This window comes from Bremerella volcania (genome assembly GCF_007748115.1).
GTDB classification, from domain to species: Bacteria; Planctomycetota; Planctomycetia; order Pirellulales; family Pirellulaceae; genus Bremerella; species Bremerella volcania.
This window is the reverse complement of record NZ_CP036289.1, coordinates 5,787,687-5,803,811: the sequence shown is the minus strand read 5'-3', so window position 1 is coordinate 5,803,811 and position 16,125 is coordinate 5,787,687. Positions and strand designations below refer to the sequence as shown.

General features: G+C 56.5%; 12 protein-coding genes. 6 read left to right on the top strand and 6 right to left on the bottom strand.

Annotated elements, in window-relative coordinates; translation table 11 throughout:
* Positions 1 to 5 precede the first annotated feature (5 nt).
* Positions 6 to 1,445 carry a leucine-rich repeat domain-containing protein gene (locus tag Pan97_RS23045; protein ID WP_144976735.1) on the top strand — a complete coding sequence of 480 codons (1,440 nt, stop codon included), beginning with the start codon at positions 6 to 8 and terminating at the stop codon, positions 1,443 to 1,445.
* Between the two features lie 30 nt (positions 1,446 to 1,475).
* Here Pan97_RS23045 and Pan97_RS23040 read toward each other — a convergent pair whose 3' ends face one another.
* The 3 genes from Pan97_RS23040 to Pan97_RS23030 all read right to left on the bottom strand — a co-directional run bounded on the left by Pan97_RS23040 (position 1,476) and on the right by Pan97_RS23030 (position 5,247).
* A complete protein-coding gene (locus Pan97_RS23040) occupies positions 1,476 to 2,339 on the bottom strand; it encodes a hypothetical protein (RefSeq protein ID WP_144976733.1) in 864 nt (287 codons plus the stop codon).
* A gap of 310 nt (positions 2,340 to 2,649) precedes the next feature.
* Positions 2,650 to 3,750 (bottom strand): alpha/beta hydrolase, encoded by a 1,101-nt coding sequence (locus Pan97_RS23035; RefSeq protein WP_144976731.1) that lies wholly within the window; start codon positions 3,748 to 3,750, stop codon positions 2,650 to 2,652.
* A 153-nt stretch (positions 3,751 to 3,903) separates the two neighbouring features.
* A complete protein-coding gene (locus Pan97_RS23030) occupies positions 3,904 to 5,247 on the bottom strand; it encodes a PhoH family protein (protein ID WP_144976729.1) in 1,344 nt (447 codons plus the stop codon).
* 506 nt (positions 5,248 to 5,753) lie between these two features.
* On the opposite strand from Pan97_RS23030, the gene Pan97_RS23025 reads away from it, so the two are divergent.
* Positions 5,754 to 7,268, top strand: coding sequence for an FHIPEP family type III secretion protein (locus Pan97_RS23025; RefSeq protein ID WP_144976727.1), 1,515 nt, complete (start codon positions 5,754 to 5,756; stop codon positions 7,266 to 7,268).
* A gap of 74 nt (positions 7,269 to 7,342) precedes the next feature.
* Here the strand turns inward: Pan97_RS23025 and Pan97_RS23020 are convergent, their stop codons facing one another.
* The 3 genes from Pan97_RS23020 to Pan97_RS23010 form a co-directional block, all read right to left on the bottom strand.
* A complete protein-coding gene (locus Pan97_RS23020; RefSeq protein ID WP_144976725.1) occupies positions 7,343 to 7,999 on the bottom strand; it encodes an FxsA family protein in 657 nt (218 codons plus the stop codon).
* Positions 7,912 to 9,075 (bottom strand): 8-amino-7-oxononanoate synthase, encoded by a 1,164-nt coding sequence (gene bioF / locus Pan97_RS23015; RefSeq protein WP_144976723.1) that lies wholly within the window; start codon positions 9,073 to 9,075, stop codon positions 7,912 to 7,914. The genes Pan97_RS23020 and bioF overlap by 88 nt, the downstream gene beginning before the upstream one ends.
* 71 nt (positions 9,076 to 9,146) lie before the next feature.
* A complete protein-coding gene (locus Pan97_RS23010) occupies positions 9,147 to 9,923 on the bottom strand; it encodes a hypothetical protein (RefSeq protein WP_144976721.1) in 777 nt (258 codons plus the stop codon).
* A 175-nt stretch (positions 9,924 to 10,098) separates the two neighbouring features.
* Here Pan97_RS23010 and Pan97_RS23005 point away from each other — a divergent pair, with 175 nt between their 5' ends.
* The 4 genes from Pan97_RS23005 to Pan97_RS22990 all read left to right on the top strand — a co-directional run bounded on the left by Pan97_RS23005 (position 10,099) and on the right by Pan97_RS22990 (position 16,106).
* The gene (locus Pan97_RS23005) at positions 10,099 to 13,161 is read left to right on the top strand and encodes a YCF48-related protein (RefSeq protein WP_144976719.1); all 3,063 of its coding nucleotides are present in this window, start codon (positions 10,099 to 10,101) and stop codon (positions 13,159 to 13,161) included.
* A 58-nt stretch (positions 13,162 to 13,219) separates the two neighbouring features.
* Positions 13,220 to 14,188 (top strand): ribonuclease H family protein, encoded by a 969-nt coding sequence (locus Pan97_RS23000; protein WP_144976717.1) that lies wholly within the window; start codon positions 13,220 to 13,222, stop codon positions 14,186 to 14,188.
* A gap of 113 nt (positions 14,189 to 14,301) precedes the next feature.
* Positions 14,302 to 15,549 carry an aminotransferase class V-fold PLP-dependent enzyme gene (locus tag Pan97_RS22995; protein WP_144976715.1) on the top strand — a complete coding sequence of 416 codons (1,248 nt, stop codon included), beginning with the start codon at positions 14,302 to 14,304 and terminating at the stop codon, positions 15,547 to 15,549.
* 104 nt (positions 15,550 to 15,653) lie between these two features.
* A complete protein-coding gene (locus tag Pan97_RS22990) occupies positions 15,654 to 16,106 on the top strand; it encodes a twin-arginine translocation signal domain-containing protein (RefSeq protein WP_144976713.1) in 453 nt (150 codons plus the stop codon).
* Positions 16,107 to 16,125 lie beyond the last annotated feature (19 nt).

The following is a 16,125-nucleotide window of genomic DNA, read 5'->3' as shown; positions in this document are numbered from 1 at the left end:
GACGTATGAGCAAGCATCTTTTCTCTGCGAGTCTCTTGCTGGCGATAAGTTTGGTGGTGGGTAAGAGCGCATGGGGGGACGACAACGCGCAGTCTCCTGAGCCGATGCCTCCGCAACTGGAGGCCACTATCAAGGCATTCGAGGCGATTGGCGGCATGCATGAGTATCGTGAGTGCTATGGGTTTCCGTCGCTTAAGTTTCATTTCTTTGGGCTCAAATTGGATTCGACCGACGCTGATATCAAGAAGATGCCGGTTGTTCCTTTCCCCTTCGCATTCACGTCGATCAGCAACTCAATCACCGACCTGGGCGTTGCCGAACTAGCGAAACAGAAGAACATGCGGGCACTCAATCTGGTCGATGCCCAGATCAGCGGTCAGGGGTTGGCGGAACTGACGCACGTGAAGGATCTGGAAGTCCTCAACTTGTCGAACTCGTCGATCCAAGATAAGGGGCTCGAAGCCCTGAGTAACTTTCCCCAGCTTAGGGCGCTCCGTCTGGGGAACACCGAGGTGACGGACGATTGTTTTGTCTATGTCTCTAGACTGAAAGATCTCGAAGCCCTGGATTTGAGGTTCACTCAGGTTCAAGGGAAGAAGCTAAACGAGTTGAAGCCATGTGAGAAGCTTCAACAATTGCTCTTTTCGGGCTGTCCGGTGACCGACGAAAGACTTCAGGAGTTGGGAAAACGTGAGGCACTTGAAGGCCTGGACCTCGATTACACCCAGGTAACCGACAACGGTACGAAAACGCTGGAGAACTTTCCGAACCTGCGAAATTTAAGCCTCAGCGCGACAAAGATTGCCGACCAGGGATTAGAAGACGTCGGCAAACAGAAGCGGCTTCAAAGGCTTTATCTCAGTGGAACCCGCGTGACTGACGAGGGGATGTCACACCTGGGCGGTCTTGATCAACTCGAGGAACTCGCACTCAGTGAAACCAAGGTCCAAGATGCAGGACTGGCGAAACTGTCCGACCTGAAAAATCTCAACAATTTGAAACTTATTCGTACTCAGGTAACAGGTACTGGTTTCGATGCATTTTCCGATGTGCCATTGCAAACGTTGAATCTCAGTCACGCGCCCATCTCCGACAGCGGAATGAAAGCAATTGCCCAGATCAAGACGCTGAAAGAGTTAACCCTCGATCACGTTCCTTTGTCGGACGAGGGTGCGAAGCAACTGGCGAGCCTGGACAACCTGACTCTGTTGAGTCTCGGGCACTCCAACATTGGTGAAGAAGGATTGAAGTCCGTAAGTCAGATGTCGAAGTTACGGGTCCTCGATCTGAGCGACACCCCAGTATCGGACGACAGCATTAAGGAGCTTGCGAAGCTCAAAGAGTTGCGTCTGCTATATCTTTCCGGATCGGTGATCACGAAAGATAGTATTGCCCAACTGAAGAAGGCACTGCCCAACTGTGATATTCAATCTGACTCGAAATGAAAGATCGTAGCTTAGCGCCTCGTGCCAGAGCTACTTATTCACCCCAATCATCTTAATCGCGTCTTCGGCCTTCTGGCTCGACTTTTCGAGGAAGTCTGGCGGGAATTCCTTCGATTTGCCCAAGTCGGTCCGGATCGACTTCAGGAAGTTGAGGGCAATGTTTTCATTCACGCCGTGCGGGGTAATGCCGACGACGCCGGACCCGGCATGGGTGCGGAAATCACCGGCATTCTGAAAGCGGGATACACCTACTTTGGCGGCCAGATTGTGGGGGCGAAGTAGGGCGACCAGGTCGTTCATGAAAGCGTTCTCCTGTCGGCCGCCGCCACCGTTGGTATAGCGAAGTCCCAACGGCCAGGCCGGCGATGGGGAGGCCAGGGAGTAGACACGAACGTACTTCAGCGCTGCCGAACCGAAGACGCGCTCGATAATGAACAATGCGTTCGAGGTGATCAGGTTCCCTTGGCTGTGGGCGACAATCAGCGTGTTGCGACCATAGTTGTTCGCGACTTCTCGAAACAGCGTAACCGTTGCCTGGTTCCAGACGAACGCGCCTTTGACCGTCTCATCGACGATTTTCTTGACTTCATCGTCTCGCAGCATCTTGCCAGGGACGAGCTTCCGGTTTCCAAATACCCGGGCACTGGCATTTTGGGTGTAATCCAACAAGCACTGACCCAGGTCCAAAATTGCCCCGTTCGACAAGTTGTAAACACCATAGACCGGATGCTCACATACGATCGAAAGCAGCGATGCCGTCAGGGCATGGTCTTTGGCACTGTTACGAATGCCGTTGACGTAGTACAAGCGAGGCGTATTCACGGGAATGCTCAACAAGTTGTACTTGTTAACTTCACCGTCTTTGCTGGGGACCGTCGGAATCGTAGGAGCCATCGCTAGCCTTCCTCAGGATAGTTAGATTGTGGGAAAAGGATCGAGCTTGGTCTTCTTTATCAAGCCATCAGATCAGGTGCACGGAATGATTAACGGTCGAAGCGGAACTTGGTTGCTAGGAATCAGCGAGAATTGATGAAATTCATCGCGAGTTCGTCTCGGCAACTCGCCCAGTGACTCCAGTTATGCCTGGAAATGCCAACGAAATCGGATTGATTATACTTGCTTTGCGACACTTCCTGGAAGCATTCGCGAAGCGAATGGAGTATCCGGGCAAGTAAATTGTCTCGGCTGCTAGATGGGAGCTAGTCTACCGGCCGAAGTGCTGCTCGAGAAACGCAAGCGTTTTGTTGTTCGACCAGGCGTGCCCCCCTGCAAAGAAGTCAGCGTCAAGGTTCTCGTCTTGCCCGAGCACTTCGTAGACCTTCTTCAGGCGTGCGTATTCCTTTCGGGCACCATCGATCGGGAAGATCGGGTCGTCGATGCCATTGATCAGCAGGACCGGTCGCGGGGCGTGCAAGCCAACCACGTCGGCCATTTCCCCTTCACGCATGATGCCTGGGAGCGTGTTGCAGATGCAGTGATGCATGGCGTAGATCGACGTGCGGTACTCTGAGAACGCACCGGCGATCATGGCCAGTTTCACACGCTCGTCCAGAATTGGCAGATACATGGTCAGCGTACCACCGCCGGATAAGCCACATGCGCCGATCCGCTTGGCATCGACTTCGTCCTGGGTTTGTAGGAAGTCAATCACTCGCATGGCATCCCAGCAGCGAATTCCTTGCGGCGTCATCCCCATCAAGAAGGCATTCATCGTCGTCTCGTGGCAGCTTCGCGGTGGCGATTCGATGCCGTAGTCTTGTCGACCGACCGTTTCATTCCAACCTCGTACGACGATCGCCGCCGTGATGTAACCGTGCTCGGCCATGTAGACCGCATAATCGAGGGCACTCTCGTCGGTCTTCTTTTTTTGAGCCGGGGTTTCGTTCAGGCGGATGTACGGATCGATGCCGCTGTGCCCGTGCAGGCAGACCATTGCCGGCGTCTTCCCTTGAAGTTCGTGCGGCACGAAGTAATAGACGGGAGCCCAGTAGTTCCGCTCGGTGCGAACGTAGATCTTATGCCGAGTGAACTTCTCGAACTTCTCCTCTTCGGCCCACTTCACTTCCAGCGGAACGGCCTCGGGCATTTCGCCCAATAAGTCGACGACCGTAGCGTGCATCTTCTTCCGCCACGCTTCGTGCTGATGCGGTGTCATCGCGCGGTACATCTGGGCCGGGACGACTTGCTGGCCGAGAAGCTCAAAGCTGTGGGTGACGTTGTTCTCGGCTGGAGTTTCCTGTGCGGTGGTGACTGAGAAAAAAAACGCCACGGCGCATAGAGCGAGGGGGATGCGAAACGCGGTCATCGGTGGGATCTCTGGCGGGCTAAGGGCAGGGCATGTCTGACACTAACTTGCCAGACTTTAGGGGCGAGGGGAAGTATTATTTTGTGCCCCAACAAAAAATGCCCACGCACGGGCGTGGGCATTCAAGTGAACTTCGTAATTCGTCGAGTTGCACTACAGCAATTCGCTGGCAATGTCCGCCAGTTCGGAGCGTTCGCCCTTCTCGAGCGAGATGTGAGCGTATAAGTCCTGCCCTTTCATGCGGTTGATCATGTACGACAAACCGTTGGAAAGACTATCCAGGTACGGGTGGTCGATCTGGTTGATGTCGCCGGTGAAGACGATTTTCGTTCCTTCGCCCGCCCGGGTGATGATCGTTTTCACCTCGTGCGGGGTCAGGTTTTGAGCCTCGTCGACGATCATGTACATCCGCTGTAAGCTGCGTCCGCGGATGTAGGCCAGCGGCGTGATGACCAGCTTTTCCTGTTCCAGCATGCGGGTGATGCGCTGGGCCTCTTTGTCGGTGTCGTTGAACTGATGCCGAATCACCGAGAGGTTATCGAACAGCGGCTGCATGTACGGATCCATCTTCGCCGAGATATCGCCCGGCAAGTAGCCGAGGTCTCGGTTGGAAAGGGGAACCACCGGTCGGGCCAGCAAAATCTGGCGATACGCTGACGAGCAGGCCAATGCCGACGAAAGAGCGAGCAGCGTTTTACCGGTACCCGCTTTACCAGCCAGGGTGACCAGCTTGATGTTGTCGTCCATCAGGGCCTTGATGGCAAAGACCTGTTCGGCATTGCGGGGCTTGATGCCGTAGGGGCTGTACTTTTCAATTCGCCGCAAAATTTGATCTTCGCGGTTGAAGGTTGCCAGGACCGACTTCGATCCGTTTCGCAGGACGAAGTTTTCGTTCGCGATCGGGTCGCATACTTCGGGGAAGTCTTCCAGGTGAACGTGGCCAGAGTCCTGGTAGAAACGATCGATCTGTTCGGTCGTGATGTTCTCGAGAATTCGGCGTCCCGAGTACAGGCTGTCGAAACTCTCGACTTTATCGTTGATGTAGTCCTGGGCTTGCAGGCCGAGGCTCTTGGCTTTCATCCGCAGGTTTACGTCCTTGGTGATCAGGATCACGCGACGATCGTGGACGTAACGCTGCAGGTGAAGGGCTGTGTTCAGGATACGGTTGTCAGGCGAGTCGTGCAGAAAAACTTGATGAAGCCGGGCGTCCAATTCGTTGGTGATGATGACCCTGAGCCGGCCTTGTTCTTCGCCGAGAGTTGCCCCTTCTTCCGAAAGAAGATCACCGGTCATTTGGTCGATCTGGCGAAGAAACTCGCGGGCCTGGAAATTGATGTCCTCGTTACCTTTTTTAAACCGGTCCAGTTCTTCGAGGACGGTGATGGGCAAGGCCACATCGTGCTCCTCAAAGTTTTGGAACGATCTTGCATCATGCAAGATAACGTTGGTGTCGAGAACGAAAAGCTTCAACTGCGTCTGCACCGACTGACTGATCATGCGTTCTCCGTTTGCACGGGACCATGGGCACGCGAGAAGTGAAATGCCAAGTCGAAGGGCAACTGTGCGTCCCTTGTGGTCACAATCCATTGCTTAGCTGGATTGTGACCGAGGCGCCATCCTGGGAAAAGCCCGCTTTTTCCTTGCGGTAGCATTTTCAGGAAAATAGGAGAACTGCAGGAAATGGCCGCCTCTGAGTATTTCCGTGCTTTATTCGATTATACCTCACTGGACATATCCCTGTTTCTCAGGTTCGAACTGTTTTAGCACTTAGAACTATTGCGCCAGTGACGTAACGTGTACTTAGGAGAAACTTTGCGGAACCTTCGCCAGAATTTTGCCTCTCGGGAAAGTCTGCCCAAGTGGACAGAACAAAGATCGAAAAACTCCGGTCTTTGAGTTGCCGCCAATTGGGGGCAGTGCCTACAATCGAGCAATACATGGAAGCGGTTTCGCGGATGGTTGCGAGATCCAAGTCGTGCACCTTTTGAGACGAAAGGTTCTCAATGGATTATGCGTCGATTCTGGCTCGTTACATCGGCAGGGAAGTTTATGTATCGACATTTGGCCACGTTCGCTTACGTGGAGAATTGGCCGCAGTTTACGAAGACTGCGTCCGTCTAATTAATGCCTCGACTTCGCAAGAGTCCGAGGATGCCCCTTGGTCTAATTCGGTGACGGATTTCGGTGACGATGGACCCCATGCGGATGGCTCGGAGGCCTTGGTCCATTTTCATCACATTGTCGCGATACGCTGCGCGGATGACGAACTGTTAGACGTTCCGGTGCTGCCGGAGTTTCATGCGGAGCCGCCAGTACCGGTCGTCGATAATGAAGTCGCCTCGCCCCCAGAGTCCACTCAGGAACCTTGGGAAGCGTTTCTCGAAGTTGACCGTTTGACCCTGGAATTAGGGCAGAAACTAGTCAAACTCGTGCATCCCGAGTCGACCGATATCATGCAGCGGACCTCAGCGATTCGCTGTCATCTGGCCGATTCGTTGGGGATCGTCATACCTCGGTTGCGTTTGCGGGATTCGCTCGATTTGAGCGATCAGGAATATCGGATCCTCATCGATCAGTGCGAGGTCGCTCGTGGTCGGTTGGGGCCTGGGCAGTACCTGGCCCTCGACATGGGTACCTCCAGCGGAACGCTCCAAGGCGTACGCGGGATCGATCCAACCTTCGGCGGCCCTGGCATTTGGATTACCTCCGATCAGCAGCAGGAAGCCGAACAGCTAGGTTACCTGGTTATCGATCCCTCGATGCTGGTGATCACGCATCTGCAGGAGACGCTGCGGCGACACGCCCACGAGATTTTGACGCTCGGTGACGTGCGTGAAATGCTCGAACGGCTGCGGGAACGTTCGCCAGGCGAATTCGACGAAATTCGCTCGAGTCCGATGACAGTGTCCATGTTGCATGCCGTTTTGCGGCGATTATTGGAAGAAGGAGAGTCCATCAAGAACTTCTCCCGCATCGTCGAGATTCTCGCTCTGCACGGCCACCGCAACCAAGACATCGAAACGCTGGTCGCCATGGTTCGCGTCCGCCTGGGCCGACAGTTGGTCCAGCGTTACATCGATTCCGACGGGAAAGTCCATGCGATCGGTCTCGATCGCGACTTGGAAGCCCCTCTGCTGCAAATGAGTGACGAAGATGCCGGACGGAATGTGCGCGGCTGGATGGAACGTCTGGTCGATGTCCTGCGAGAAGCCTTTCAGCGACTCGACGAACAGCAGCGACCTGTGGCAGTCATCGTTTCGTCCGATCTGCGAAATCGCTTGTGGCAAATCCTATCGCCTCATTTCCCGCAGATCGCAGTCCTTAGCCTGGCTGAGGTTCCGCGGGGAACGGAAATCTACTGGCAGATGATCGTCTCGCCGGAAGAAGTCGGTGCATTGGAAACTCCAATGAAGCGCAGTCCGCACCCAGCGATCGCGAAAGACACCACGTATCGTCCGGCCAAGAGCAAGATTTCCGATCACATCGCGGAAGAATTGCCCCCACGTCGGCCACGTTAGCGTCACGAAAGATGCTCCGTAACATGGCTACCGACGACTTCGCCGGTAGCCATGTTTCGTTTCTTGTCGCTGCGTTAATCTTCCAGTGCCTTTTGTTCCTTCTGGTCGGGAACGACGTAGGAATTGACGATTTCCGAACTGCCAGGCGAACTGGTGTACGTATGCGTTTCGCCGTCCACCGTGGTCGTGGCATGGATGTGGAACTTCGACTTGGCCCATCTGAGGAAGCGTTTCTTCATCCACTCGCGACAGGGTGGAATCAAAAAGGCGAAGCCCAACGCGTCGGTCAGCAGGCCTGGGGTCATCAACAAGGCCCCAGCGGCGAAAATCATCGCCGCATCCGCCATCGCGCTGCCGGGCATCTGTCCCGTCGCTAGCTGCGATTGAATCTTCTGCCAGGTCGAAAACCCTTGGCTGCGTGCCAGAAGCGTTCCGAGGATACCGGTAAAGATCACGATCCCCAGCGTGACCAACCAACCTTCATATTGGGCCAGCCACAAGAGCAGGGTCAGCTCCACCAGCGGAACGGTGACGAATAGAGCGAGCAGTAAGGCAAAAACTTGAATGGTTCTAATCCGTGTTGAAAGGGGAATACGCCTACGGAAATGATAACACGCTATTATTCGTCGCCAATCTTGGAAGCTTAGAAACGAAGTTGCTTTAGCGCTTCCACTAACGTGTCCAGGTGCTGCCGCGTGTGCCCGGAAGAAAGACTGATTCGCAGGAGACACTCTCCGTCAGGCACCGAAGGGGGGCGAATCCCAGGTACCAACATACCCCGCTCGAATAGCTTGGTGGAAAGCTCCATCGCCAAGGCTTCCGTCTCGACGATTACCGGAATGATCTGGCTGTGACTATCGCCCAGACTCCACCCTTGCTGGCGTAGTGCATCTCGCAGAAACTCGGCGCTGGCCATCAACTTCTGACGACGCTCCGGCTCGTGCTGCACGATCTGCAGCGCAGCCAGCATGGCCGCTGCATTGGCCGCCGGAGCCGCCGTCGAAAACACATAGGGCCGCGAGCGATTCACCAGGTAATCGATCAGCGCCTGGCTGCCCACGACAAAACCGCCGTGTCCACCAAACGCCTTGCTGAACGTCCCGACGCGCACCGGCACGCGATCTTCGACACCGAAATGCTCGCACAGCCCGTGCCCGTGTTCGCCGAAGACGCCAGTCGCGTGCGCTTCGTCGACCATCAGCATCGCTTCATACTTGTCGGCCAGGTCGACCAGTTCATCCAGCGGGGCAATCGTGCCGTCCATGCTGAAGAGCGTATCGGTCACGATCAATCGACGGCGAAACGTGCCGCACTGCTTTAGCAGGTTTTCCAGGTAGTCGACATCGCGATGGGGATAGACGCGAACGGTCGCTTTGGAAAGCCGCGTGCCGTCGATAATGCTGGCGTGGTTCTTTTCGTCGCTGAGGATGACGTCGCCCCGATCGGTCAGCGCGTCGATCGTACCGGCGTTGGCTGCAAAGCCGCTCGAAAACGTGAGTCCGGCCTCGGTTCCCTCGAATCGGGCTAGTTCGGCTTCGAGCTGGGCCTGTTCGCTTCCGCGGCCGGTGATCAGCGGACTGGCGCCACTTCCCCACCCTTCCCTGGCGATGGCTGCCTGGGCGGCGTCCCGCAGGCGAGGATCGGCGGCAAGGTCGAGATAGTCATTGCTGCCGAAGTTAATAAGGTGGTTCTCTCTCCACGAGACGGTCGCTCCCTGTTGGGTGGAACGGACGTGGATAGCCCGGCGGCGCTCCATCGCGTGGAGCAGATCAAGTTGTTCGGGTATCCAAGCCAGGGGATCAAACATGAGGTTCTCGCGAAATAAGGGTCTACTGATATTATTTCGCAAGCGAGCCTACCGCTCAAACGGGCTTGACCCTACTTCAACAGCCGCCCTTTGAGATAGTCGACCAGGTCGAGCTTGACCGTGCCGTTTTCCAACTCTTTGGCAATCGCTTTATTCGCTTCGCGAACAAGCTTTTCCTCTTTGCTGGAAAGTTTCTTGGCCAGCGTCCCTTCCAACTGCTCGCCAATTTGCTCGGCCACTTCGCCGTGAGCCTTGCCGATGCGGTGGACATAGAACCGCTCAAGCTGGATCTGACCGCCGGTCACTTTGGGAGTCAGTTCGGCCGACGAAACCAATTTCGACATGTCCCATTTGCTCTCAAGCTGCACATCCAGACGAATCTTGACCGTCGCTTCGGCCACCACGCTCAAACCAAGCAGTCGCACGTCGCGTACCCATTGTTGGAACTCGGCCTCGCCTTGAAACTCGACCCGTGCATGAATCTGGCAAGTCGAGCGCATTGGCCCGACGTGAAGGTCCTCGATCCAAATCCGGACATGCTGATTGGGATCTTCAATATGACCGAGGTAGCGCACCCAGTCCCCATGATTCTGCGCTTCGCGAACACGCTCGAGCTTCAGGCTGTTCCACTTGCCGCGGACCTTGAGCCGCTTGGTGAACTCGTGCGTTCGGCCCCAATCGGATTCGTCTTTGAATGACGTAGGAAGCGAACGGCGAACGGCATCTTCCAGAATGGGGGAGAGAATCTTCTCGAAGTCTGCCTGGGGGGCGGCTGCTAGCAGCGACGGAACGAGCAAACCAATGCCTGTGACCAGCAGAGGCAACGTTCTCCATTTTCGCGGCGGCATGAGCCTCTCCCCAAGAAGGTGTGGACACTATGACTGTTTATCGCAATTTTCTCGATTTGGTTCGCACGATTTCTCTAAAGTCGGACGAACCGGATTGGCACGATTGTGCGAATTCTTCTAAGATTCCGTCCCGATTCTCGTAAGACTCCCCTCTAGTGCCATCGTGGTTTCGCGAATGAACGGACTCATTCCAAACGTCGGTCGATTTCTAACTTGCACTCTTCTGTGGATCTGCCTGGCGATGCTAGCGTCGCCGGTGGCGGCCGAAGTGCCAGGGACCTGGTACCTCGATGCCCAGTTGAACGACGTGTCTTTTGTGGATGATCGCCATGGGATTGCCGTCGGCGATCATGGAGCCATCTGGCAAACCGACGATGGCGGACTCGAGTGGCGACAGGTTCCTTCCGGTACCGACGCCCACCTGACAAGCGTTTATTTCACCGACCCACGGCACGGCTGGGCGGTTGGCGGTCATCAACAACCTTACAGCACCCAGACTCGCGGAGTCGTCCTAACGACCGGCGATGGAGGGATGTCGTGGAAGTTGATGCCAGAGCAGTCACTGCCGAAGCTGACCGGCATGCGATTTGAAGATACCCGGCATGGCTGGGCCGTTGGTCATGGTTCGCACCTGTTCCCGACCGGGCTGTTTGAAACCAGCGACGGGGGACGCAGCTGGAGAAGCTTGCCAGGCACCCAGAACACACGCTTTCAAAAGTTCGCTGTCTTGCCTGGGGGCGAACTCTTGTTGGCTGGCGTAAGTGGAAATCTCTCGCTGGCCGATCGCGGCGGCATTCGCAAGCCAACGATCCTGGTCGATCCGCTCCGGGACATGCAGGACATCGTGGTTGCCGGAGCCAAAGATGCGACCGCCGTGGGGGAAGGAGGGCTGATCCTCAATTCCAACAACGCAGGCACATCATGGGAAGTCGTCGCGCCGGGACCGCTTCAGCAGACCGACCGCCAAGTTGACTTTTACGCGGTCGAGCGTCTGGGCAAGCATGTCTGGATTGCCGGCGACCCAGGCAGTTTCGTGCTGCATTCCAGCGACGGCGGACAATCGTTCACCACGCAAAAGCTTCCCACCACGACGACGATTCGAGCGATCTTCTTTCGCAATGAAACGACCGGCTGGGCCGTCGGCTCGCTGGGAACCATCCTGCATACCAATGATGGTGGTCAAACTTGGACGGTACAGCGGCAAGGAGGCCAGCGTCTCGCCTTGCTGGGCATCTTCCACGATGCATCGATCATCCCATATGAACTGGTAAGTCATCACGCCGGCTCGCAGGGATACCTGACCGGTATGGAAGTGATCAATCGTCCGATGCCGCAAACGGGCACGCCTCGCCCGCCGCTTGCCGATGCCCTGCTGCATAGTGGCGCGAACGTCGGTCACACGGCCTGGCAGTTCCCGGCCTACAATGCCAAGCTTAAGCTGACCGGCGATCAAATGGCCAAGACCTGGGATGCCGCCAACGACGGTCAGGGGCTCGCTGCCGCGGAAAGCTACCTGGTCCAGCGCATTCGGCAATGGAAACCAACCGTGGTCCTGACCGACTACGCCGATCCAACCGGCAAAGATCCCCTGGCCTACATGGTCAATCAACTGGTGCTTCGTGCGGTGGAGAAGGCCAGCGAAGCAGACAGTTTTCCCGAACAACAGTCCGAACTGGGATTAGACCCGTGGACCGTAGCCCGGGTTTGCAGCGTGGTACCGGAAGGTCAGAACGGTTCGATCACGCTGAATGCGACTCAGATCTCTCCGCAACTTGCCATGTCGTTGTCCGAGCACGCGGGCGTGTCACGGGGGATCGCCACAGGCCAACTGATTGATGCACCCTCCACGCTGGAGTTGAAAGTCTTGCGCTCGTCCGGACTGATCGAAGGTCGCTTGAGCGATATCTTCACCGGCCTCTCCGTCCCGGCGGGCAAAGGCGCACGACGACCGCCTCAGCAAATGTCGCTCGTTGATCTGGCGCAGCTTCAGCGAACTGCTCAGAAGCGGCGGAACATGTTCGAGATGATCAATCATGCCATGAAAGACGAACAGCGTGGCGCGTTACTATTGGGCCAAATGCTCAAGCTGTCGGAAGACTTGCCGCCAGCGCGTAGCGTCGAAGTCCTTTCGCACCTGGCGGAAAAGGCTAACGAGAGTGGTAATCTTTCGTTAGCGGCTGACATGCATCACCAGATTGTCAGCACCTATCCCTCACATGTCCTGGCCGAGCGTTCCGCCGCGTGGCTTCTGGCGTACTACGCAAGCATCGAAATCCAGTTTCAAAATCGTAGTTCGGCAGAGTTTGCCACGCCAACGGCACCCAAAGAAGGTACAGGGGACGAGGAACCGTCCGATGCCAGCGAAGTTGCGACGGTTTCTTTCGATGATCCCACGAATTATAAGCGTCCGACCAAGTCGCCTGAGCGGGCCGCGAAGTTGATCGCGGAACTGAGCCAAAATATGCCACAAGTTTTGGCCGATCCTTCCTTGGCGTTTCTGCTGGAACGTCTTCATGCCGAGCAGGGGCACTCGCGCCAGGGCGAGTCGTACATTCGACGGCTGTTGAACCTAGGGCAGGAGAATCCATGGTGTCGACGTGCCCAGTGGGAACTGGTTCTCGGGCGTGGTAACAGCCGCGTCGATGCCCCGGTGGTGGCGGCCAACTACGACGAGTCGAAGCCTGTGCTTGATGGCCGGTTGAATGATCGGGTCTGGCAAACCGGCAAGCCGGTTGACTTTCAGGCCGGTACCCTTTCGCCCGAATCGGGGGCACCGCCGGCCGCGATGATCGTGGGCTTTGACGACGATTATCTTTACTTGGCGATTCGGTGCATGAAGTCGAAGAACTTCCGTTACGAAGCCCCAGGGCAGCGCCCACGCGAGCGCGACGCCGATCTTCAGACAAGTGATCGAGTTCGCATCTACCTCGATCTCGACCGCGACTACGCTACCTCGTACTGCTTGTCGGTCGACTATCGCGGACGAACCGCTGATTCCCTCTCGGGCAACCTAGCGTGGAACCCCAACTGGTACGTTGCCGCCGATCAGGATTCTGCGACTTGGACCATTGAAGCGGCCATTCCATTTAAAGAGTTGTCGGGCCAAGGGCTCGCGCCTGGCGATACCTGGGGGATGGCCGTCCAGCGGGTGCTGGTCAGCGAAGGAACTGAGGCATGGCCTTCAAGTGCCCTGTATGAAATGGGGCCGAGCGAGTTCGGTCTCTTGCAATTTCAATAAATCCGCTTAGAACGGTGCGAGTTGAAACCAGTGACGTTCTCTCGCAGGCAGCATCAGCGTGGCATATCTGATTGGAATCGATGAAGCCGGATACGGCCCGAACCTAGGACCACTGGTCATCGGTGGAACCGTGTGGCAACTCGACGATCGCCACGAAGACCTGGATGGCGTCGAGTTGTACGACCTGCTGAAGGACGCCATCGCACGCAAGCCATCGCGCAAACACCTGGCGATCGCTGATTCCAAAGTAGTGTACGGCAAGCGAGACGATCTTTCGCTGCTGGAAGAAGCGGTGCTGGCAACCGGTGATCATTTATCTCACGTTCATCCCATCTGGCAAGGCTGCTGCGAGCCAGACCTGGGGGATGAATTGCCACAAGATCTCGCCCCATGGTACACAGGCTGGGAGCACTCGTGCCCGCTGCACGCTGCTGGGGAAACGGTGTCCGAGCGAAAGACTCAGTTTGATGGTGCTTGCCAGTCGTCGGGCGTTTCGCTGGCCCAGGTAAGAAGTCTCTTTCTTACCGAGAAAGCTTACAACGAGCGACTCGCCAGAATCGGCAACAAAAGCACTGTCCTTTCGCACGCATCGCTTGGGCTGGTGCGGCGATTGCTCGAAGAACTCGACGCCACATCCCCCCAGGCCGTTCGCATCGTGTGTGACAAGCACGGCGGGCGAGATTACTACGCCGGTCTGTTACAGCACTTCTTTCCTGACACATGGTGGCAGATCCAAGAGGAGTCGCGCGGCGTCAGCCGTTATGTTGGCGAGGTTGGCTCTTTGGAGGTATCGATCGAGTTCCGCTCGAAGGGGGAAGGCTTCCTCCCCACCGCGTTGGCATCGATCTACGCCAAGTTTCACCGCGAGGTGGCGATGCGGGCCATCAACGCCTATTGGGCCAGGCACGTGCCAGGGATTGCCGAAACGGCCGGGTATCCCCTTGATGCGGCTCGCTTTGCCCAAGAGACCGAGGCATCTCGCAAAGAGCTGAAGATTCCATGGGATACATTCTGGCGACTTAAGTAATGGAAGCGAACCGCTCGTTGTCGATTGGGGTCCAGGGGAATAAAATAACTAAAGTATGCGAAAAATAGACGGCGACCTAAGCCGGCGTTTCCCCCCAACAGAATTACGAGTTCATGGCCACTTTTGACGTGGAATCGCAATTGGATGTCCAGCGCATCCGGGCCGATTTCCCAATTCTGCACCAGGTTGACGAAGAACAGCATCCCCTCGTCTATCTCGACAACGGGGCCAGCAGCCAGCGTCCCAACTCGGTGATCCAGTGCCTAAGTAATGTCTATGAAAAGCATTACGCGAATGTGCACCGTGGCGCGCATCGGCTCAGTGGCGAATCGACTGATTTGTTTGAAGAAGCTCGGCGAGCCGTGCAGCAGTTCATCGGTGCGGCGTTCGAGAACGAAGTGATCTTCACCAGCGGAACCACCATGGGCATCAACCTGGTGGCGCGTAGCTGGGGGGATGCCAACGTCACGGCAGGGGACGAAATTCTGCTGACCGAGATGGAGCATCACTCGAACCTCGTTCCGTGGCAGCAATTGGCTCAACGAACCGGGGCGAAGATTCGGGCGATTCCGGTCACCGCAGATGGCCAACTCGATCTCGATTCCCTTTCCGTACTGCTGACCGAGCGGACCAAAATCGTGGCACTGGCAGCCGTTTCAAACGTTTTAGGGACCATCAACCCCGTCGCTGAAATTGCCAAGGAAGCCCATGCCGTGGGAGCCAAGGTGATGGTCGACGCCGCCCAGGCCGTGCCGCATGAAGCGATCGATGTGGGTGGTTGGGATGCCGATTTCGTGGCATTCAGCGGCCATAAAATGTTGGGGCCATCAGGCGTGGGGGTTTTGTACGGCAAACACGCGTTGCTGGAAGAGATGCCGCCATTTTTGGGCGGGGGGAGCATGATCGACGTGGTCGAGATCGATCGCTTCACGCCTGCGATGCTTCCGGCAAAGTTTGAAGCCGGCACGCCGCCGATCGCCGATGCGATTGCCATGAAGCCGGCGATTGAGTACCTGGAGCAAGTCGGCCTGGCTCGAATCCTGCAACACGAGCAATCGTTGGCCGCGTACGCTCACGAACTATTGGCCGATGTGCCAGGCCTGAAGATCTTGGGGCCGGACGTGAGCAAGAAGGCAGGCATCGTGAGCTTTGTGATCGATGGCCTGGCCGCCAGTGACGTCGCGACCTTTCTCGATGGGCGCGGGATTGCCGTTCGCGAGGGGCATCACTGCACCTTGCCGCTGCATAAGAAGCTAGGAATCAGTGCAAGCGTGCGAGCCAGTTTCTATCTGTACAACACGCGCGAAGAGGTCGAAAAGCTGGCCGATGCCGTGCGGACGACAGTCGAATTTTTCGGCTAAACCGTATTCCAGGTCACCAGACGCGGTTATCTGAATCGGCTAGACTGTTTGTTAGACACGAGATCATCACCCCCCGCTTCCAGTTCGAACAGGAAATCAGGCAAATGTCTCAGAAAGATTACACCCGACGCGACTTCCATAAGCTTTCCGCGGCAGCCCTCAGCGGGATGATGGCGGCCGGGACGATCGGTTGCGGTTCGCAGCCTGCTCCCAAGACGACCGGCGATGCCCCTGCCGAAGGCGATGGGACATCCACCGTTGCCAAGCATGCTTGTCGCGGATTGAACGAATGCAAAGGCCAGGGTGCCAAGGGGACCAATGAATGTGCCGGAGCCGGTACGTGTGCTACGGTCGAGCATCACATCTGCGGTGGCCACAATGACTGCAAAGGACAAGGGGGCTGCGGTAAAACGCCAGGGGCAAACGAGTGTGCCGGCAAAGGTGGCTGTCACGTTCCCATGAGTGGCGGCATGTGGAAGAAGGCCCGTGAGTTGTTCGAAGAGCGGATGAAAGAAAAGGGTGTCGAGTTGAATCCTGCTCCAGAACCGGCCGCTTAGAATCACGAACGCCTAACAC

Bases quoted from the DNA above. Each gene is read 5' to 3' on its own strand.
- Pan97_RS23045 (WP_144976735.1), top strand. From the start codon at position 6: ATGAGCAAGCATCTTTTCTCTGCGAGTCTCTTGCTGGCGATAAGTTTG.
- Pan97_RS23040 (WP_144976733.1), bottom strand. From the start codon at position 2,339: ATGGCTCCTACGATTCCGACGGTCCCCAGCAAAGACGGTGAAGTTAAC.
- Pan97_RS23035 (WP_144976731.1), bottom strand. From the start codon at position 3,750: ATGACCGCGTTTCGCATCCCCCTCGCTCTATGCGCCGTGGCGTTTTTT.
- Pan97_RS23030 (WP_144976729.1), bottom strand. From the start codon at position 5,247: ATGATCAGTCAGTCGGTGCAGACGCAGTTGAAGCTTTTCGTTCTCGAC.
- Pan97_RS23025 (WP_144976727.1), top strand. From the start codon at position 5,754: ATGGATTATGCGTCGATTCTGGCTCGTTACATCGGCAGGGAAGTTTAT.
- bioF (WP_144976723.1), bottom strand. From the start codon at position 9,075: ATGTTTGATCCCCTGGCTTGGATACCCGAACAACTTGATCTGCTCCAC.
- Pan97_RS23010 (WP_144976721.1), bottom strand. From the start codon at position 9,923: ATGCCGCCGCGAAAATGGAGAACGTTGCCTCTGCTGGTCACAGGCATT.
- Pan97_RS23005 (WP_144976719.1), top strand. From the start codon at position 10,099: ATGAACGGACTCATTCCAAACGTCGGTCGATTTCTAACTTGCACTCTT.
- Pan97_RS22995 (WP_144976715.1), top strand. From the start codon at position 14,302: ATGGCCACTTTTGACGTGGAATCGCAATTGGATGTCCAGCGCATCCGG.
- Pan97_RS22990 (WP_144976713.1), top strand. From the start codon at position 15,654: ATGTCTCAGAAAGATTACACCCGACGCGACTTCCATAAGCTTTCCGCG.